General features: G+C 30.4%; 15 protein-coding genes. 10 read left to right on the top strand and 5 right to left on the bottom strand.

The window, feature by feature from the left end:
* Positions 1 to 52 precede the first annotated feature (52 nt).
* The 8 genes from uvrB to rsmG all read left to right on the top strand — a co-directional run bounded on the left by uvrB (position 53) and on the right by rsmG (position 12,401).
* Positions 53 to 2,068: an excinuclease ABC subunit UvrB gene (gene uvrB / locus ACNQ13_RS02525; RefSeq protein ID WP_416741821.1), complete on the top strand. Its 2,016-nt coding sequence runs from the start codon at positions 53 to 55 to the stop codon at positions 2,066 to 2,068.
* Positions 2,061 to 4,907 carry an excinuclease ABC subunit UvrA gene (gene uvrA / locus ACNQ13_RS02520; RefSeq protein WP_418035587.1) on the top strand — a complete coding sequence of 949 codons (2,847 nt, stop codon included), beginning with the start codon at positions 2,061 to 2,063 and terminating at the stop codon, positions 4,905 to 4,907. The genes uvrB and uvrA overlap by 8 nt, the downstream gene beginning before the upstream one ends.
* A 63-nt stretch (positions 4,908 to 4,970) precedes the next feature.
* Positions 4,971 to 5,912: an HPr(Ser) kinase/phosphatase gene (gene hprK, locus ACNQ13_RS02515; RefSeq protein ID WP_416741819.1), complete on the top strand. Its 942-nt coding sequence runs from the start codon at positions 4,971 to 4,973 to the stop codon at positions 5,910 to 5,912.
* Positions 5,905 to 6,888 (top strand): prolipoprotein diacylglyceryl transferase, encoded by a 984-nt coding sequence (gene lgt / locus ACNQ13_RS02510; protein ID WP_416741818.1) that lies wholly within the window; start codon positions 5,905 to 5,907, stop codon positions 6,886 to 6,888. Before hprK ends, lgt begins: the two co-directional genes overlap by 8 nt.
* 51 nt (positions 6,889 to 6,939) lie before the next feature.
* Entirely contained in the window at positions 6,940 to 7,866 is a 927-nt protein-coding gene (locus ACNQ13_RS02505) for an NAD(P)/FAD-dependent oxidoreductase (RefSeq protein WP_418024476.1), read from the top strand.
* A 477-nt stretch (positions 7,867 to 8,343) separates the two neighbouring features.
* Positions 8,344 to 10,641, top strand: coding sequence for an SGNH/GDSL hydrolase family protein (locus tag ACNQ13_RS02500; RefSeq protein ID WP_418035586.1), 2,298 nt, complete (start codon positions 8,344 to 8,346; stop codon positions 10,639 to 10,641).
* Between the two features lie 97 nt (positions 10,642 to 10,738).
* Entirely contained in the window at positions 10,739 to 11,725 is a 987-nt protein-coding gene (locus tag ACNQ13_RS02495) for a ribose-phosphate pyrophosphokinase (protein WP_416741815.1), read from the top strand.
* Positions 11,709 to 12,401 (top strand): 16S rRNA (guanine(527)-N(7))-methyltransferase RsmG, encoded by a 693-nt coding sequence (gene rsmG / locus ACNQ13_RS02490; protein ID WP_418035585.1) that lies wholly within the window; start codon positions 11,709 to 11,711, stop codon positions 12,399 to 12,401. The genes ACNQ13_RS02495 and rsmG overlap by 17 nt, the downstream gene beginning before the upstream one ends.
* Positions 12,402 to 12,428: 27 nt before the next feature.
* On the opposite strand, the gene ACNQ13_RS02485 is transcribed toward rsmG, so the two are convergent.
* Complete coding sequence (locus ACNQ13_RS02485) at positions 12,429 to 13,556, bottom strand: DnaJ C-terminal domain-containing protein (RefSeq protein ID WP_416741813.1); 1,128 nt, start codon at positions 13,554 to 13,556, stop codon at positions 12,429 to 12,431.
* Positions 13,557 to 13,834: 278 nt separating this feature from the next.
* On the opposite strand from ACNQ13_RS02485, the gene ACNQ13_RS02480 reads away from it, so the two are divergent.
* On the top strand, positions 13,835 to 14,770 hold the full coding sequence (locus tag ACNQ13_RS02480) for an ABC transporter ATP-binding protein (RefSeq protein ID WP_416741812.1): 936 nt from the start codon (positions 13,835 to 13,837) through the stop codon (positions 14,768 to 14,770).
* Positions 14,771 to 15,619, top strand: coding sequence for an ABC transporter permease (locus ACNQ13_RS02475; RefSeq protein WP_418035584.1), 849 nt, complete (start codon positions 14,771 to 14,773; stop codon positions 15,617 to 15,619). It begins immediately after the preceding gene.
* A gap of 44 nt (positions 15,620 to 15,663) precedes the next feature.
* Here the strand turns inward: ACNQ13_RS02475 and rpsO are convergent, their stop codons facing one another.
* From rpsO to truB, 4 genes are all read right to left on the bottom strand, one after another.
* Entirely contained in the window at positions 15,664 to 15,930 is a 267-nt protein-coding gene (rpsO, locus tag ACNQ13_RS02470; RefSeq protein WP_416741809.1) for a 30S ribosomal protein S15, read from the bottom strand.
* Positions 15,931 to 16,084: 154 nt separating this feature from the next.
* The gene (locus tag ACNQ13_RS02465) at positions 16,085 to 16,930 is read right to left on the bottom strand and encodes an FAD synthase (RefSeq protein ID WP_418035583.1); all 846 of its coding nucleotides are present in this window, start codon (positions 16,928 to 16,930) and stop codon (positions 16,085 to 16,087) included.
* The gene (locus tag ACNQ13_RS02460) at positions 16,930 to 17,748 is read right to left on the bottom strand and encodes a YcsE-related riboflavin metabolism phosphatase (RefSeq protein WP_416741807.1); all 819 of its coding nucleotides are present in this window, start codon (positions 17,746 to 17,748) and stop codon (positions 16,930 to 16,932) included. Before ACNQ13_RS02460 ends, ACNQ13_RS02465 begins: the two co-directional genes overlap by 1 nt.
* A gap of 1 nt (position 17,749) precedes the next feature.
* Positions 17,750 to 18,586: a tRNA pseudouridine(55) synthase TruB gene (truB, locus tag ACNQ13_RS02455; protein WP_418024469.1), complete on the bottom strand. Its 837-nt coding sequence runs from the start codon at positions 18,584 to 18,586 to the stop codon at positions 17,750 to 17,752.
* Between the last annotated feature and the right edge of the window lie 28 nt (positions 18,587 to 18,614).

Here is an 18,614-nt window from a genome sequence, read left to right as displayed (position 1 = left end):
TGACTTTTTATAATTTTGAGAAATAAGATAAAAGAATATAATATAAAGAATTATGGGAATATTTAAATTACATGCAAATTATCAGCCAACAGGTGATCAACCTAAGGCAATTAAACAACTTGTTGATGGAATTAAGCATCATGACCGTGAACAAGTGCTTCAAGGGGTAACGGGTTCTGGAAAAACTTTTACAATAGCTAATGTAATCAAAGAATTTGATCGCCCAGTTATTGTTTTATCACATACAAAAACACTAGCTTCACAGCTATATAGTGAGCTAAAAAGTTTCTTTCCTGAAAATGCTGTAGAGTATTTTATTTCATATTTTGATTACTATAGACCAGAAGCATATATTCCTGCAACTGATGTTTATATTGATAAAGACTCAAAAACGAATGAACAAATCGAAATTCTTCGTCTCAGTGCTATTAATTCATTGCTTACTAGAAAAGATGTAATTATTGTGGCTAGTGTTAGTGCTATTTATGGTGCTCTTAATCCAGAAGTCTATAAGGATTCTTTCTTTAGATTCTACATACACCAGCCTATTTCTATTAAGGATTTTATTAATAAACTAATTCAGATTAAATATGATAGAAATGATACTGTTCAGGAAGCCGGTGACTTCACTGTTAAAGGTGATGCTATTTTTGTGCGCCCTGCTGATAATGAAGAAATAACTGTTAGAATAACCTTCTTTGGTGATGAAATTGAAGAAATAGCTGTTGTGGATCCACTAACAAAAGAAGTACAACAAAAACCTAAGATTTATGTACTTTCACCCGGTAATGCTTATGCAACAGAAAATTCAATTTATGATGTAATTATTCCTAAAATTCAAGCAGAATTAGAAAAAAGTATTGCCCAATTCCAAAAGGAGGGCAAAATATTAGAAGCTTCTCGCCTATCTCAAAGAATTCAAAATGACATGGATGATATGAAAGAATTTGGGATCTGTAAGGGCATTGAAAACTACTCAATGTACCTAGATGGTAGGGATTTTGGTCAAAGACCTTATACCATACTAGACTATTTCCCTAAGGATGCATTAATGTTTATTGATGAGTCACACAAATTAGTCCCACAAGTTGGTGGTATGTATGCTGGAGATCGAAGCAGAAAAGAAAACCTTGTAAATTATGGTTTTAGATTACCTTCAGCCCTAGAAAACAGACCTCTCAATTTTGAAGAATGAGAAGATAATTTTGATTTTTATAAAATTTATATTTCGGCCACACCTAGAGATTATGAATTAAATAAATCTGAAGGTAAAGTAGCTAAACTCTTTGTTCGTCCAACTGGGCTAGTTGACCCTGAAATTATTGTAAAGCCTACTCACAATCAAATTGAAGACATTTATGACACTTTAATTAAACAAAGAGAAACTAATTCACGTACATTGATTCTTACCTGATCTAAGAAGCAAGCTGAAACCTTATCAGCTTACTTACTTGAAAAAGGCATTAAGTCTGCTTACTTACACTCAGATTTTAATACATTTGTCAGAAATGAAATTTTAAGAAAACTTCGTAAAGGTACTTACGAAGTGGTTGTTGCTATCAACCTATTGCGTGAAGGTATGGATATTCCAGAAGTTTCTAAAGTTCTTGTTTTAGATGCCGATAAAGAAGGATTTATGCGTAATGCAGAAAGCTTAATCCAAATCACTGGACGGGCAGCAAGAAACGTCAATGGACAAGCTATTTTCTACGCAGATAAAATTACTCCAAGTATGCAAAAGTGCATTGAAGATAACTTAGAAAAGCGTACAATGCAACTAGAATACAATAAGATACACAATATTACACCTAAAACAATTATTAAGCCTATTCCCGAACCTATTCAAGGTCATGATATCAGCAACGCAATTGAAGCTATTATAACTAAGAGCCAAGCTAAGGGACGAGTAAGTAAAAAAGAAAAACAACAAGCTATTGATGAAATTCGCAAGCAAATGGAACAAGCTGCAAAAGAATTAGATTATGAACGTGCTATTGAATTGCGTGATATCTTGCTTGAATTGCAAGTAGATGAAAAACATAAAATTGAGGAGGAACAAAATGAGTAAAGAAGATAAATTAATTATTCAAGGGGCTAGAGAAAATAACTTAAAAAACGTAAATTTAACTATTCCTAAAAATCAACTAATAGTATTTACAGGACTAAGTGGTAGTGGTAAAAGTTCATTAGCTTTTAATACTATTTATGAAGAAGGGCGTCGTAGATATGTTGACTCTCTTTCATCATATGCTCGTATGTTTTTGGGAGGAACTAAAAAACCAGATGTAGATAAAATCGAAGGACTTTCTCCTTCTATTTCAATTGAACAAAAAACTGTACATAATAATCCAAGATCTACAGTTGGAACTGTAACTGAAATTTATGACTATTTCAGATTACTATTTGCTCGTATTGGTAAACCATTTTGTCCAAATCATAATATTGAAATTAATTCTCAAACTACAAAAGATATATTAAATTCAATTTATCAATTGCCTGAAAACTCAAAGCTAATTATTTATGCCCCACTAGTTGAGGGCGAAAAAGGAACCCATGCTAACTTGCTTGAAAAGTTACACAAAGATGGTTTTATTAGAGTTAAAATTGATGGTCAATTTTATTTACTAGATGATCAAATTGAACTTGCAAAAAATAATAAGCATGATATTGATTTAGTTATAACTCGTGTTGTGCTTAATGAAGAAAATTATGTCAGAATTGCTGAAGCTATTGACATAGCAGCAGAACATTCAAATGGATTAATCAAAATTGAAGATGTAGAAAATAATAAAATTTATTCATTTTCAAAAACACACTCATGTATATATAAAGACTTTAACATGCCTAAAATTGAAACTAGATTGTTTTCTTTCAACGCTCCTTACGGAATGTGTGAAAACTGTAAGGGCCTAGGTTTAGAGTTTAAAGCAGACTTTGATGCTATAGTTCCTGAACCTTGAAGAACAATTAATGAAGGCGCCATTAAATACTTTGAAAACACTATTAATACAGCAAATTTAGAATGACAAGAATTTGACCAACTCTTATTACACTATCACATAGATAAAAATACTCCAATTGATGAATTAACACAACAAGAACGTGACATTATTATGTATGGTTCAACTGAACCAATTGCTTATGCCTTAAAATCATCTTCAAACAACATAATTCGCCGTGATCGTCAAATTGAAGGTATAGTTACTAAAATTGAAAAACTTTACTATGAAACTTCTTCAGATCGTAGACGTGATTATTTAAATAAATACATGGGTTCTTTCACTTGTTCAGTTTGTTCAGGTTCTCGTTTAAACCAAGCAGCAAGAGCTGTACGTATTGATAATAAAAATATTTACGAATATACATTAATGTCAGTTGAACAATGTTTAGAAAGCGTTCAAAGTTTAGTAGGTAAATTAAGTGAACAAGAAATACAAATTTCAAACCTCATTACAAAAGAACTAATTGATCGTCTTTCATTCTTAAAAAACGTAGGATTGGATTATTTAACTCTTAACCGTAGTGCTGAAACACTAAGTGGAGGAGAAGCACAAAGAATTAGACTAGCAACTCAAATAGGTTCCAACTTAACAGGAGTATTATATGTGCTAGATGAGCCTTCTATTGGTCTACACCAAAAAGATAATTTAAAGCTTATTAATACACTTAGAAAAATGGTTGATATTGGTAACACACTAATTGTGGTTGAACATGATGAAGACACAATGTATTCAGCTGATTATATTGTTGATATTGGTCCTGAAGCCGGAATTCATGGTGGACAAGTTGTTGCTCAAGGACATTTGGAAGATATTATTTCAAATCCTAATTCAATTACCGGAAAATACCTATCTCATGAATGAAATATCCCAGTACCACTTAGTCGTAGAAAAGGCAATAAAACTGAAATTACAATTAAAGGGGCTAGAGAAAATAACTTAAAAAATATTGATGTTACTATACCTCTAGGTATGCTAGTTGGAATTACTGGAGTTTCTGGTTCTGGTAAAAGTACACTAATAAATGAAATCTTTGTTCGTGGTATTCAATATTCTTTAGGCCTACTGGATGGAATTAATCATAAAAAAGCTAAATTTAGTTCAATTCAAGGTTTAAGTAATATTGATAAAGTTATAGCTGTAAATCAATCTCCAATCGGAAGAACCCCAAGATCAAATCCAGCTACATATACTGGTGTTTTTGATGATATTCGTGACATTTTCGAAAATATTGAAGAATCTCGGGCACGTGGTTATACTAAATCACGTTTCAGTTTTAATGTGCCAGGCGGAAGATGTGAAAAATGTAGTGGTGATGGATTCATTAAAATCGAAATGCACTTTCTACCAGACGTTTTTGTACCATGTGATCAATGTGATGGTAAAAGATATAATCGTGAAACTCTTGAAATTAAATATCATAATAAAAACATTTCACAAATTTTAGATATGTCTGTTGAAGAAGCCTTTGAATTCTTTAAGCACAAGACAAAAATCACCGAAAAATTACAAATCTTAATTGATGTCGGGCTTGGATATATTCAACTTGGGCAAATGTCAACCACATTAAGTGGAGGAGAGGCACAAAGAGTTAAACTAGCGACTTATTTACAAAAGAAACCTACAGGTAAGACTGTCTACGTGCTTGATGAACCAACAACTGGTTTGCATACACATGATGTTAAAAAATTAATCACTATTTTAAATCGAATTGTGGATAATGGTGATACAGTAGTTGTTATTGAACATAATTTAGATGTAATCAAATCTTGCGACTATTTAATCGACCTAGGTCCAGATGGTGGAATTCATGGAGGACAAGTTGTTGCTCAAGGTACACCAGAACAAGTTGCTCAAAGTCCAAAAAGCTATACTGGAGAATTCTTAGCTAAAATTTTAAAAAATTAATTATCTTATTAAAAATAAGATAATAACTATATATAATTTAATAGATTTTATTTAAGGAAGTTTATGAGTAAAGATAAAAAGAAAATGAACGTCAAAAAAATTATTGAGTTTTTTGGCCTAAATATAGTTAATGGCAAAGATGTCGAACTTGAATATAATGATATTTATTTACCAGCAATTAAACGTGTTGGTTTAGAATTAGCAGAACACTTTGAAAATGATCGTATTTCTAAGAACGTTATTGCTTGAGGTACAGCGGAATCAACTTGATTTAGTTTGATAGGCAAGACCAAGTCTTATGAATCATTAGAATGAGTATTTTCTCGCAAGCCACCTATTGTCATTCTTTCAAAGGGATTTAACAAGCCAGCTATTAACTGAGTAATAGATGTTGCAAACAAATACAAAATACCTGTGGCATTGGCTCGCATGTCAACTTCATATATTTCAACCAACATTGGTTCATATTTAAATAATTATTTCGGTGAAGTTACACAAGTACATGGAACATTAGTTCTAATCGGTGGTACTGGGGTTCTTATCACTGGTGAATCTGGGATTGGAAAATCAGAAGCTGCATTACAATTAGTACAACAAGGTAGTGTGCTTATTTCAGATGATGCTGTGTTAATTAAAGACAATGGTAACATTTTTATTGGTTCTTCACCAGAAATGACTCGTAACTTCCTTGAAATTAGAGGGATTGGTCTAGTTGATATAACCCAACTATATGGAGTATCTTCAGTAGCTAAATCTTCAATTATTGATTTAGTTATTGAATTAGTGCGTCAAGAAGGCAAAAATGACTTTGATCGCTTAGGTACAGATTATTTAGAATATCCAATCTTTGGTAGATCAATTAAGAAAATGCAAATTCCAATTAAAGAAGGTGGCTCAGCTGCTTCCCTAATTAAAGCTGCTGTCAATACATATTTAGCTAGAAATGCTGGTATGAACGTAGTTGACATGTTATATGAAAGAGCAGAAAAGGAGAATAATGAATAGTAATTTACCTTCATTTTTACCTACAGCTGCAATCAGAGAAGGAACCCCTACAATCTTATTTAACATAGGTTCTTATCAAATGCACCTGTATTCTTTAATGATAATGTTTGGATTTTTATTTGCTATCCTTACAGTATTATTTTATTGGTATAAAGAACAATGAGATTTAAATATCTTATTTGTAGTTATCATCATCACAGTTCCTGCTGGAATCTTTGGAGGACGTCTTGGATTCATTATTGAACGTTTAATTTATGATCCAAGTAATCCCTTCCCTAACTCGCATTGATATGCTATTTGAGAAGGGGGCCTAAGTATTCAAGGGGGAGTTATTCTAGCTGCTCTTCTAGATATTGCTTACTTATATACAAAACGCCAATATGTTGATTTAAGAAAAGCTTTTAGCTACATTCTACCTGCTGTTTTAGTCGGGCAATTTGTTGGTCGTTTTGGTAACTATGCTAACCACGAAGTTTATGGAAGAATTGACTGAAGTGGTTATAGCGTAACATCTTTAGGTTCTACTTTTGCCTCAAACATGTATATTTCAGACGCTACAACTGATGCACTAGGACTTGAAGGAGCTTACAGATATCCACTCTTCTTATATGAAGGATTAGCTAACTTAGTTGGTTATATTCTTCTTTGTTGGGTATTTAACTATTTTGGTGTCTTTAAACCTGGGGCAACTGGGGCATTATACTTATTATGATATGGTGTAACTCGTGCAGCTATGGAACCTTTAAGAGAAGAATCATATAATCTTTACTCATATGTAGCATTAGTATTTATTATTTTAGGGGTAATTCTATTTATCTACTTCCAATTCTTCAGTTTAGTTAAATACAATAAAACTTTTGCTAAATATAAATGAACATATGAAATTAAAAATAAAGAACAATATAACAATTATGTATATAGAACAAGCTTTAAATACTTAGTATGTCAATTAAAAACAAAATTAGTTAATAAATAAAAACGCATTTATTTAAATGCTTTTTTTATAAGAAACAAAAAAGGAGTATATATGAATGAATCATATGATTTAGTAATTATTGGAGGCGGACCTGCTGGTTTAAATGCAGCTCTATACGCCTCTAGAGCAAACCTTTCTGTGGCTTTTGTTGAAAAAAGCACCCCAGGTGGGAAGCTTTCTGCCACAAGCAAGGTTGAAAACTGAATAGGTACAGAAATGATAGAAGGATGACAATTAGCTCAAGAATTCTTTGATCACTCACAAAAATATGGAGCTAAATACATCTATGGCGATGTAGTAGAAGTTAAAAACATAGATACTACTCACAAAGAAATTTATCTAGCTAGTGGACAAATGATACAAGCTAAAACTATCTTAATTGCTACCGGCATGAAAAATAAGGTACCAACCTTTATTAAGAACATAGATAAATTTATGAATAGAGGTGTTAGCTTTTGTGCCATCTGTGATGGTCCATTATTTGGAAAAAATCCAACTATGGTACTGGGGGCTGGAAACTCAGCTGTTGAAGAATCAGCTTATCTTTCAAGCATAGCTTCAGAAGTACACTTAGTAATAAAAGGTGGCGACTTTACAGCTGAAAGACGTCTTGTGCAAGACTTATATAAATTACCTAATGTTAAAATTCATCGTTTCTCACAAGTACTTGAGCTTAGAGGAGAAGATACAGTAGAAAGTGCTCTTATCAAGGACGAGGATGGAAATGAACAAGAAATTAAAATTTCTTCTTTCTTCCCATACATTGGTATGGAATCTACTGCCTGATTTTTACAAGATTTAGACATTCTTGATTCTAAAGGTTTTATTATAACTGATGAAAACATGCAAACTAAAGTTCCTGGCATCTTTGCTGCTGGAGATATTAGAGTTAAGGAAATACGTCAAATTGTAACAGCTGCAAGTGATGGTGCTATTGCAGCTAAGAAAATTGTTGACCTCGTAAATACTGAAAAATAAGGACTTTTTCTTTATTAAATACTGTAGGATAAAAACGCAATTTACCACTCTTTTAGACAAGTAAAAAGTGATATTTATTCAATATAAATGTCACTTTTTACTTGAGAACAATACTTTGTAACTAATTAAAATTTCTTGTATTGTTCTTTATATTTCTCCCATCATGTTCAATATTAATGATAATTCATTCATTTTTCCAATATATTTTTAAATTGTTCAAAAATGTTTTGTTTCTTTTGTCGAGAGTTTCAAGCTTTTTTGGCTGCTGATGTTTAAATATGTGAACTTTTTTATTTAATTTGTATTTTAATAATGTTTGGATTTTATGTATCTCTGTTTTTGAATTGATATAAATCTTATGCATTAACTACATACTCTTGGTGATGACAAAATAAATCTTATTTCTCACTATTGAAAAAATAAATTGCAAAGTGGCCTTATGGGCTACTTTTTGTATAATTTAACTAAGGAATAAAAATGAACAAAAAAGATTTAATAGCTAGATTATTAGGAATGATGGGAAAAGTCCTTTCTAACAAGATCGAAAGTGACAAAATCCAACTCCGTAGTGAAATAAGTTACAAATACTTAAATGGCTTGGAGCTAGATATAAATGAACTAACTAAACAACATTCGCCTAATGTTATATCACTTGATAAGCCTATACGTTATGTTGCATTAGGTGATTCAATTTCAGCAGGATTTGATGGTTTTATTGATAAAGATTACCCGGGACAATTTGTTGATGGTAAAGTTGTTAATGGTTGCTCACTTGGATCATATTTTGCTGAAATATTGGCTAAAACAAATAATTTAGTACATTTTGCAAATTATGCAGTTTCAGGTACCAGTATTACAGATTGAATAAAATATTTAGAAGATGATGAAAGTAAAATTGAACCAAATAATATTGTTCAAGATGCACTCGAAAGAGAAGGATATTCCCATAAGCAAGTTCTTTTAGACATTAAGCAAGCTAATTTAATTACCATTACAATAGGAGCTATGGACTTCTTTTATTTAGTATTTTGATACATTTTTAATAACAAAACTCAAGAACTCTTAGATAGTATTGAGTCTCAAGATGGATATGAACTCTTTAGCAATTATTTAAAAGATGGCTATGATAGCATTATGGATATAGCAACAAATTCGCTACAAGAATTTATCAACCGCATCAAAGAATTAGCAGCTTCAGATGCAAATATTAACATTATTGCTTATCCTGTACCATTTCTAATGCTACAAAACGCTCTACAAGAACATATCTTTAAGCTTGATAATATTTCCTCTTCAGGGACTAACGTGCTTGAAAGTCTAATTGGGCTTTTAAATAATAACTTAAAGACAATTAGCTATCGCTCAGGACTTAACTATGTTTCACTTTATAATAATGATTATTGACATGCGCATGCTAGTCAAATGAGTGCTATCTATTATGACATTCACCCAACTTATATTGCTTATAAAAAGATGGCTATGGATTTGTACATTAAACTATCTACACAACAAGTGACAATTCACAATTTAACGGAATATGACTTTAATAAAACTTATTGGCTATCAGATTATAGATTTTACCAATATCAACTTGAACAATATCCTAACTTATTAGATATTTTTGGACCTAGCACACAGGATTATTTAGACAATATTAATGAGTTTGATAAAAACATGATTCCACGTAGAAATTATAAAAATTATCCTTTACGTCTATCTCAATTTACAGGTTGAATCCTAGCTAGCTCAACTAAAATTTCACGTAACATATTTAATACTGATTTATACGCTAAATTAGATCCTGATAAACTACTAATTAAATATATTGAACAATATACAAATATAGATAGTTTAATTAATCAAATTATGCAATCGGGAATTAAATCAGACCTACTCTCTGATGCACTTAATAATCTGCAAGAAGGCTTAGATAATTTAATTCATACACAAACCATTACTAGTGATGATATATTAAAAGTTGTTTTTAGCATTTTTAGAAATAAAAATTTAATTCTCAAAGTCATTTATACATTGCTTAATTCAAGTCTAGTACAGTATGATAAGGAACAATTTATTAAAATTAATAAGGTTATTATTTATAACCTGGCCACCTATATTTCTCCAAAAGTAATTAACCTAATATCTAACTTAGCTATTTCAACATCCAAAGAATTTAATTGAAATTATGAAGCAGAAATAGCTCAATTGAAAAAAGAATTAAAAGAAGAACCACAAATTAATGTATTTACCAATGATATTCCAACCTTGATTCTGATTGTGCTAGAGCAACTAATAAGACACAGTAATCAATTAACATCATATGATAAATTACTGTATGTATTAACTAATAGTTCTAGCAATAAACACTATATGCGTTTATACACAGATTTATCATGATATATTTTAAAATGAATAAGATTATGATTTGCACAAAAACCTTTAAAGAAAATCACATTTACCTTGACTAATAAATGAGTACTCAATAGCACAAATGATAAAATTACTAGCATAGAATTTAATGAGCTATTTGAAAATGTTTTACACCTGATGCTGACTGATGAAAACTTATTAAAAGCTTTAACATTTATTAACTCTACTATTAAAGTTGTTTTTAAAGAGATCTTATGTAGTAAGGACTATCAACAATTTATCTCTAGTCTCAAACGTAAGCTTTTACATAATCATAAAATTAGAAGATACTTATTATTTATCTTTACCAAACTCAATTGGAAAGATAAGAAATCATTACTGAAAATTTTAAGATACATCAAATAACATCATCCAGTTAGTTTTGACTGGATTTTTGATTTATTTAAAAAATAGCCTGAAAAAAACTGTAAAATTCAAGTGAATTAAATTAAAGAGGTTTTAAATGAACAAAAAAGAAACTGTTATTTTTGGAATGAAAAATGCCCAAAAATTAGCACAAACAATTTCAGATCTAATCGAAATTCCACTATCTGAAATTAACCGTACAGTTTATGCTGACGGAGAAGTTATGATTGGGGCTGCTGACACTGTTAGAGACAAAGATGTTTTTATTATTGCTAGCACATCACGTCCTGTAAATGACAATATAATGGAATTATTATTATTTATTGATTCACTTAAACGTGCTAGTGCTAGAACTATTAATGTTTGTTTAAGTTACTACGGATATGCACGTCAAGATAGAAAAGTCAGTGGAAGACAACCAATTGGAGCTAAACTAGTAGCTGACTTATTACAAACTGCTGGTGTTACAAAATTAACTTGTGTCGACTTGCACAACCCTTCTATTCAAGGGTTCTTTGATATACCAGTTGATGACTTAAGGGGTCAATATCCTCTTGCCATGGCTCTTAAAAAGCTCAATACATCCTTTACAGTTGTTTCTCCAGACCATGGTGGAACAGTTAGAGCAAGAAAACTTGCTGAACTAATTGCAAATACAGTAAAAATTTGTATTATTGACAAAAGACGTACTGGTGTTAACCAAACAGAAGTTATGGGAATTATTGGTAACATAGAAGGTCAAAATGCTGTTATTGTTGATGATATCATAGATACCGGTGGTACAATCATTAAAGCAGCAGATACTTTAAAAGAACATGGTGCTAAACGTATCATTGTTATGGCAACTCATGGTATTTTCACTAAAGGATTTGATGTGTTTGAAAATAATCCTAATATAGAAAAAGTTATAGTTACTGATAGTATTGACAATGCTGAATTAGTTGAAAAATACACTAAGCTAGAAATTGTTTCACTTGGAGACTTTTTAGGAAGAGTAATTAATGCAACACTAGAAGGCAGTTCAATTACTAGTGTATATCAACAAATGAAAGAAGAAATAAATAAATATGGACAAAATGACTAAAAAAGAAAAAGTCCAACAATTATGTAATGAACATGGTTGGGAATTTACATTGTTTGAGCAATATGTAAATTTAATTGAAGAAAAAAATAAAGTTATGAATCTAACTGGGTTTACAGGAGATCGCTTGTGAGAAGAAGGAATCTTAGAATCACTTTATTTTATGGAAGAAATTACTAAAGGGCTACATAATGGACAAATTTTAGATATTGGTGCAGGAGCTGGTTTTCCATCAATACCTTATGTTCTTACTAAACCTGATAATCATGTAACTATCTATGAACCAATTGGAAAAAGAGTTAACTTTTTAAATGAAGTAATCAGCAAACTTAATTTACAAGACTATGTCACAGTCTTAAAAATGCGTTCAGAAGAACAAGAACAGAAGAATTTATTTGACCTTGTTACAGCTCGTGCTGTAGCTGACGTTAGAGCGCTATTAATGTCTTCATTCCATTTAGTAAAAGTTAAAGGTAATATGGCACTTCTAAAAGGAATAAAAGTTCATGATGAATTAAAAGAAGCTAGTGAAATTTTAAGCAAACTCGACTACACCATAGATTTAAAAGAATTCATTAAGCCTGATGTGAAACGCGATAATTTCATTCTTACAATTAAAAAACATCGTTCAACACCAAAAGAATTTCCTTATTTATGAAAAGATATAAAGAAAAAATAGAGGCTATCCTCTATTTTTTGTATTATTTTAAGCCATATTTACTTTGTTTACAAATTTTTCATTTGAAGTATCATTTACATTAGCAATAGTTTCTACTATAGCTTTGCGATCCTTACGATCAAGATCCGGAATTATAACTCTTAAATTAAGGCGTAAATCACCTTGTGATCCTTTATATCTAACACCTTTTTGAGGAATTTTAATAGTTTTCTCATCAGTGTAGCTCTTTTTCAGTTTGATTGAGACATCTCCTCAAGGAGTTGGAACTTTCGCACTATTTTCAAGCATTATATCAATAAATGAAACTGGAAAATCTAGTTCTAGATCAAGTCCTTCTCTGTGATAATATGGGTGTTCTTTTACTTGAACATGAATCATCATATCGCCAGGTTCTCCACCATTAGTTCCGGGAGCACCATATCCAGCAAGTTTTAATGTTAATCCAGAATCAGCGCCCTCAGGAACTTTTATTGTAACAGTCTTTTGAACTTTTAAGTATTTTTCCCCACGGCAGTGAGTACATTTATTTTTAATTATTTTTCCGGTTCCTGAACATGAACGACATGGTTCTTGAACCATTTGTTGCCCGAAGAAACCATTTACAACTTTTGTTGTGTAGCCTTGTCCCTTACAGTCATTACATGTTGTGATATCACTTGCACTTTCAGCACCACTTCCACCACAATGTAAGCATAAATCTCATTTATCAAGCTTTTGTTTTAATGTTGTTCCATGAATTGCATCCATGAATGAAACATTTAACACTGAATTATAATTGTCTCCTTTTTGTTTCATTGTGTAGGAAGAAGCTCTGCTTCTTCTTCCACCACCAAAGCCACCAAAAATGTTTTCAAAAATATCTTGAAAATCACCAGCATTAAATCCACCTGATTGATATTGACCATTGAATCCATTCGCTCCTGCATATCCTTTACCATTGGCTGCATCTGCACCATGCATATCATATATTTTTCTTTTTTCAGGATCAGAAAGAATTTGATAAGCTTCGTTTAATTCTTTCATTTTTTCATCACCAGTTCCATCTTTAAGTTTGTCAGGATGGTATTGCATAGCAAGCTTTCTGTATGCTGTTTTAATTTCTTTTTCAGTAGCTGTTTTTTCTACTCCAAGTATTTTGTAATAATCTTTTTCCATAATGTTTTATATTTTAGCATATTTTTACTTCAATTGCTAATTTTTTATAAAAATAAGTTTAATATAATGCTAAAAATAGAAAGTAGTATCTTATACTAAGGAAATAATTAAGCTAAGATAATGTTATTAATTTCATTATCTTAAGACTTTTTTGCTCGTTTCATTCCGCTAAGATATTTTAAATCATGCACTCATTTAATAATTAACTATTTTTTTCAAAAATATGTTAAAAATTTTTGCTTTAATATTAAAATTTATACAAAAGGAGCAAATATTTTATGGAATCAAATGAATACACATTAGAAATTAAGAATTTAAATAAATCCTTTAAAAAGAATAAGGCTTTAGACGATTTAAGTTTTAAGGTTAAAAAGGGAGAATTATTTGGATTTTTAGGACTAAATGGTGCTGGTAAAACTACTACATTAAGCATTATTTTGGGAATCATTAGCAAAGATTCAGGTCAAATTCTTGTTGATGGTTATGATCTGGATAGCTCTAATGCTCATGAAATTAATCGCAAGATAGGAATTGTATTTCAAGAATCTATTTTAGATGATAAACTCACAGTTTATGATAATTTAATGTCACGAGCAGCAATGTATAAAAAATATTTTAAAAATACTAAGATTGAAAATTTAGTTCAAGATGTGATTAATGATTTTCAATTACAAGATTTATTAAAGAAAAGCTATGCATCACTATCAGGAGGGCAAAGAAGAAGAGTTGATATCGCACGTTCACTTGTACATAAGCCCGAGATATTGTTTTTAGATGAACCGACTACTGGACTCGATCCTAATTCTCGGGAATTAGTTTGATCAATTTTAAAGAAAATTCAAGCTGAGAGACATTTAACTATTCTTCTAACTACTCACTATATGGAAGAAGCAAACTTCTGTAATTATGCCATCATACTACAAAAAGGTCGCAAGTTAGCTGAAGGTACTCCAGCTGAATTAAAAAATAAATATAGCAAAACTAAAGTTATTATTTATCAAGAGCCAAATTCAGTTTTAGAAAAATTAATTACAGACAATGGTGGTGTTGTATCATATATAAATAAAAGATATTTTGTAGAATTTGATTCAAACCTAGCAGCACAATCATTTATTTTAAAATATGGCCCAATCTTAAATGACTTTGAATTAATTAAAGGCTCTATGGATGATGTCTTCTTAAATGTAACTAAAGGCAAGAAGGAGGAAAAATAAATGTTTCAACTACATTGACTAGTCAAAAGAAACTTTTTACTCTTCTTTAAAGATCCGAGAAAAATTTTAACAACTTTTATTTCGCCAATTATTACTGTATTTTGTTTTATTTTATTTGGAAAATATCTATTTTCTCAACAAGTTGCATCACTACCTATTTCTGATTTAGAAAAAGCTAAGTTTGTTGATGCATCAATGCTAACTGGTTTATTGAGTTTATCAACTATCACAACTGCTTTATCATTAGCTGTCTTTATTGTACAAGATGCTGAAAAGAAAATTTTTAATGACCTAGCTATCACACCAATTAAGCCTTCACTTATTCGTTTTAGTTACTTAATGGTTAACATACTTTTAAATGTCTTAATTTGTATTGTTCTTTATATATTATTTATTATCTATATGGCAATAAATGGGACAATTAAATTATTTACACTTATTTCAGCATTTAATGTCTTCGGTATAGTTGTTTTAGGAGCTATTTTAAATTCAGCAATTTTCACATTTATCTTTAGTTTTGTGAAGAATGTTGCAATTTATTCAGCTTTAATGGGTATGATTTCCTCTATGTCAGGATTCTTTATTGGAGCTTTTATACCACTTGAACTATTTCCGACAAGTTTAAAGCATGTGCTATCTATTTTACCAGGCACACAAATCACAAACTTAATTAGATATTACGCAATGTCAGGAATGCCTTTTATGTCAAGTGCTCATTCTTACTATGACATTGCTTTAGTAGGGAAAGTAATTGAACCATGAATTGCATTTGTTTATGTTTCATCATTTGCAGTCCTTTCAATTGCTTTCTCATACATCTTTAGATTTAATGCTAAAAAAGCTAGATAAGAAAAAACAACAAGTAAAAACTTGTTGTTTTTTTAAAACACTCTTTATTTACGAATGTTTAAAGCTTCAATAACTTTGCTATATTCATCAAAGTCATTTTCTTTTAGGTGTTTTAATAACACTTTACGTTGAGAAATTTTAGCTAAGAACCCTCTTCTTGAGTGGTTGTCTTTAGGGTTGTTTAAGAAGTGAGGTTTTAATAACTCAATGTCTTCTGTTAAAATAGCAATTTGAACTGCTGTGTTCCCTGTGTCTTTAGCATTTTTTCCGAATTGTTTAACTAATTCTGCTTTTCTTTCTTTTGAAACCATAATATTCTCCTTTATTATGTTTTAAACCTAGCTGGTATTTTTATATCAACCAAGTTTAAAATTTATGTTTAATTAATAGTTTTAAGTATTATATAAGATATTTTCTTTTATATAAAATATTTTTATACTTAAAATATAAGAAAATAAAAACATTTTACCTCTTGTTACGAGCAAAATAATCTTTTGCTAGAACAATATCTTCTTCAGTGATCTTATCATCAAAGTTCGAGATAGCAACTCTAATCTTATGTTTTAGCTCACAAACCACAATAGTATCTTGCACCGAATCATTAAGTTGGTATCCGATCAAAAATACTTTTCTCAATCCATCTTTTGTTACATGCAAAATGCCATAGTAAACCAGCTCATTTATGTGGAATAATGCACAATATAAACCTGCGTGAATTTTAGCCATTTTTGGAATGACTTCAATAATATCATTTTTTAAAATACCTGAAAAAGAATAGTCATAAACTAACAGGGAATTAACCAAATCAATATCGCCAAATTCTAAACCTTCTTTTAACTTGGAAGTTGAAATTTTTGTACCTATATCTTGCATTAATTCAACCTCTTGCACTCTAAATAAATTTTCGCAATCAGATGTGCTAAAATCACTTAGCCTATAAGTTGCATTCACACCAAATTTAAAGTCTTCACCAGCTATAAAAGTTACATAATTTCCTTGTGATAGTTTAGCTAAAAATTCAATACCTTCATAATTTTTAACTTGATTAAAATCAAGTTGTACTATAGCATCTAAGGGCAAGCGAGCTAATTGTTCATATTTAGCATAATTATCAGTAAAAATGGAATCTTTAAATTTTGGCATACCCTTTTGAGCATTAAAACAAACCAGAATTGTTCTTCCCCCATTTGATTTAGCTTGCTTAAATAATTGATAATGCCCAAGATGAAATGATTCAAATGAGCCTAGAATAAAATTATCACCAGCTTGGGAGTAAAAGTCCTCTAACTCATAAACAATTAATTGATCCATTAAATTAATTTAAGTTCCTTTAGCTTTAAATACGCTCCATCATATTCACAATCAAGCGCAATATCTTTAGCAACTGATTTAATTCATTCATTTGCTCTTTCCATAGCTACACCGTAGTATGCATCACGTAACATTTCATAATCATTTGAACTATCACCAAATGCAATTAAGTTTTCACCAATTTTGTATCCTAACATATCACATAAAATGCTTAAAGTATGACTTTTAGATACATTTTTAGGTCCAATAAAAATTCCTCTTGATCATTTAGCAGATACTTCCATGTTTAAATTATGATCTAAAATATATTGTTCAACTTCTTTAGCAATTTCATCTGAACCATCAACATTTAATGTAATAACATATAAGTCATCCTTGCTTAATTCAGACTCATCAAAATTATAATAATTTGATACAAATGGACGTATAAATCATGAACTTAAATTCATTCCAGGTGTCTTAAACACTTTGTTAAAGTCAGTAACTGCAAATGCTGCAACTTTATCTTTAAAAGCATGATACATTTGGATTACTTCATCACGATTTAAGGTATTTTTATAGATAAATTCTTTTTTGCTGTTATCAAAAATAAACGCTCCATTTGCTCCAATAAAGTAGTCTACAGGTTCTAATTGATCAAGAAAGTCTCCAATAGTTGCAAATTCACGAGCTGATGAAATTACAGTAGTAATTCCATTCATTTTAAGAAGTGGAAAAATCTTTCTTGTATTAAGCGAAAATGTAGTGGTACCATTTGGCAAAATTGTTCCATCTACATCAAAGGCAGCAATCTTGATTAAATCTTTTAGCTGTTTCATTTTATATCCTTTCAAGTGCAACTTTTTTGGGCCAGAAAACATTATCTTTTACTTCCCCAATTGCACATATTAAATTATTTGCAGGATTTTGTAATAAATACATCCCGTCAGCAGTTACTATTTTAAATGAATTTCCATGTTCTATAGCTTTAATATTTTCATTTTTTAAAGTTAAAATTGGCAATGAAATCAGATTGCCTATTTCGATTGTTCCATATTCGTTAGCTTTTAAATTATCAAGTTTAATATTTCCAACTTGCACTCTTTTTAACCCAGTCATAATTGCATGTTTGTTTAAATAAGCTGCAGTATCAACTAAGATAGTTCTAATATAGGTCCCTTCTGAAACTGATAAAGAAACTTCAGCTTCTTGAGTTTGAAGATTAAAATCTAAAAGTTTGTATTCATCTATCTTGATTGCTTGTGGTTTAAGCTCAACTTCTTCATTATTGCGAGCATACTCATAAGCCTTCTTCCCATTTATCTTTTTAGCACTATAAATAGGAGGAATTTGACTAGTAGTTTGGCTTATATAATCAATAGCTTTATGTAACTGATCTAAAGTTATAGGATCCTCATTAGCTTTTTGAACATTGCCATCACTATCATAAGTATCTGAAAAATAGCCAAATTTAACTTTAGCAATGTAACTTTTATTTTTATTGTCAACATACTGCAGTAACTTTGTTTCAAAATCAGTAGCTACTATCATGAGCCCTTCTGCCAGTGGATCCAGTATCCCAATATGGCCTATTCTTTTGGCTTTTAGCTCTCTCTGCAAGGAGCGAACGGTTTTATTTGCAAACACTCCTGTTGGTTTATAAAACTTGTAAAACATATAACCTCTTTTAATATAAATATTAAAA

The organism is Mycoplasma milvi (assembly GCF_048284715.1).
Lineage (GTDB): Bacteria > Bacillota_I > Bacilli_A > Mycoplasmatales > Metamycoplasmataceae > Mycoplasmopsis.
This window is presented reverse-complemented; position numbering and strand designations above follow the sequence as displayed.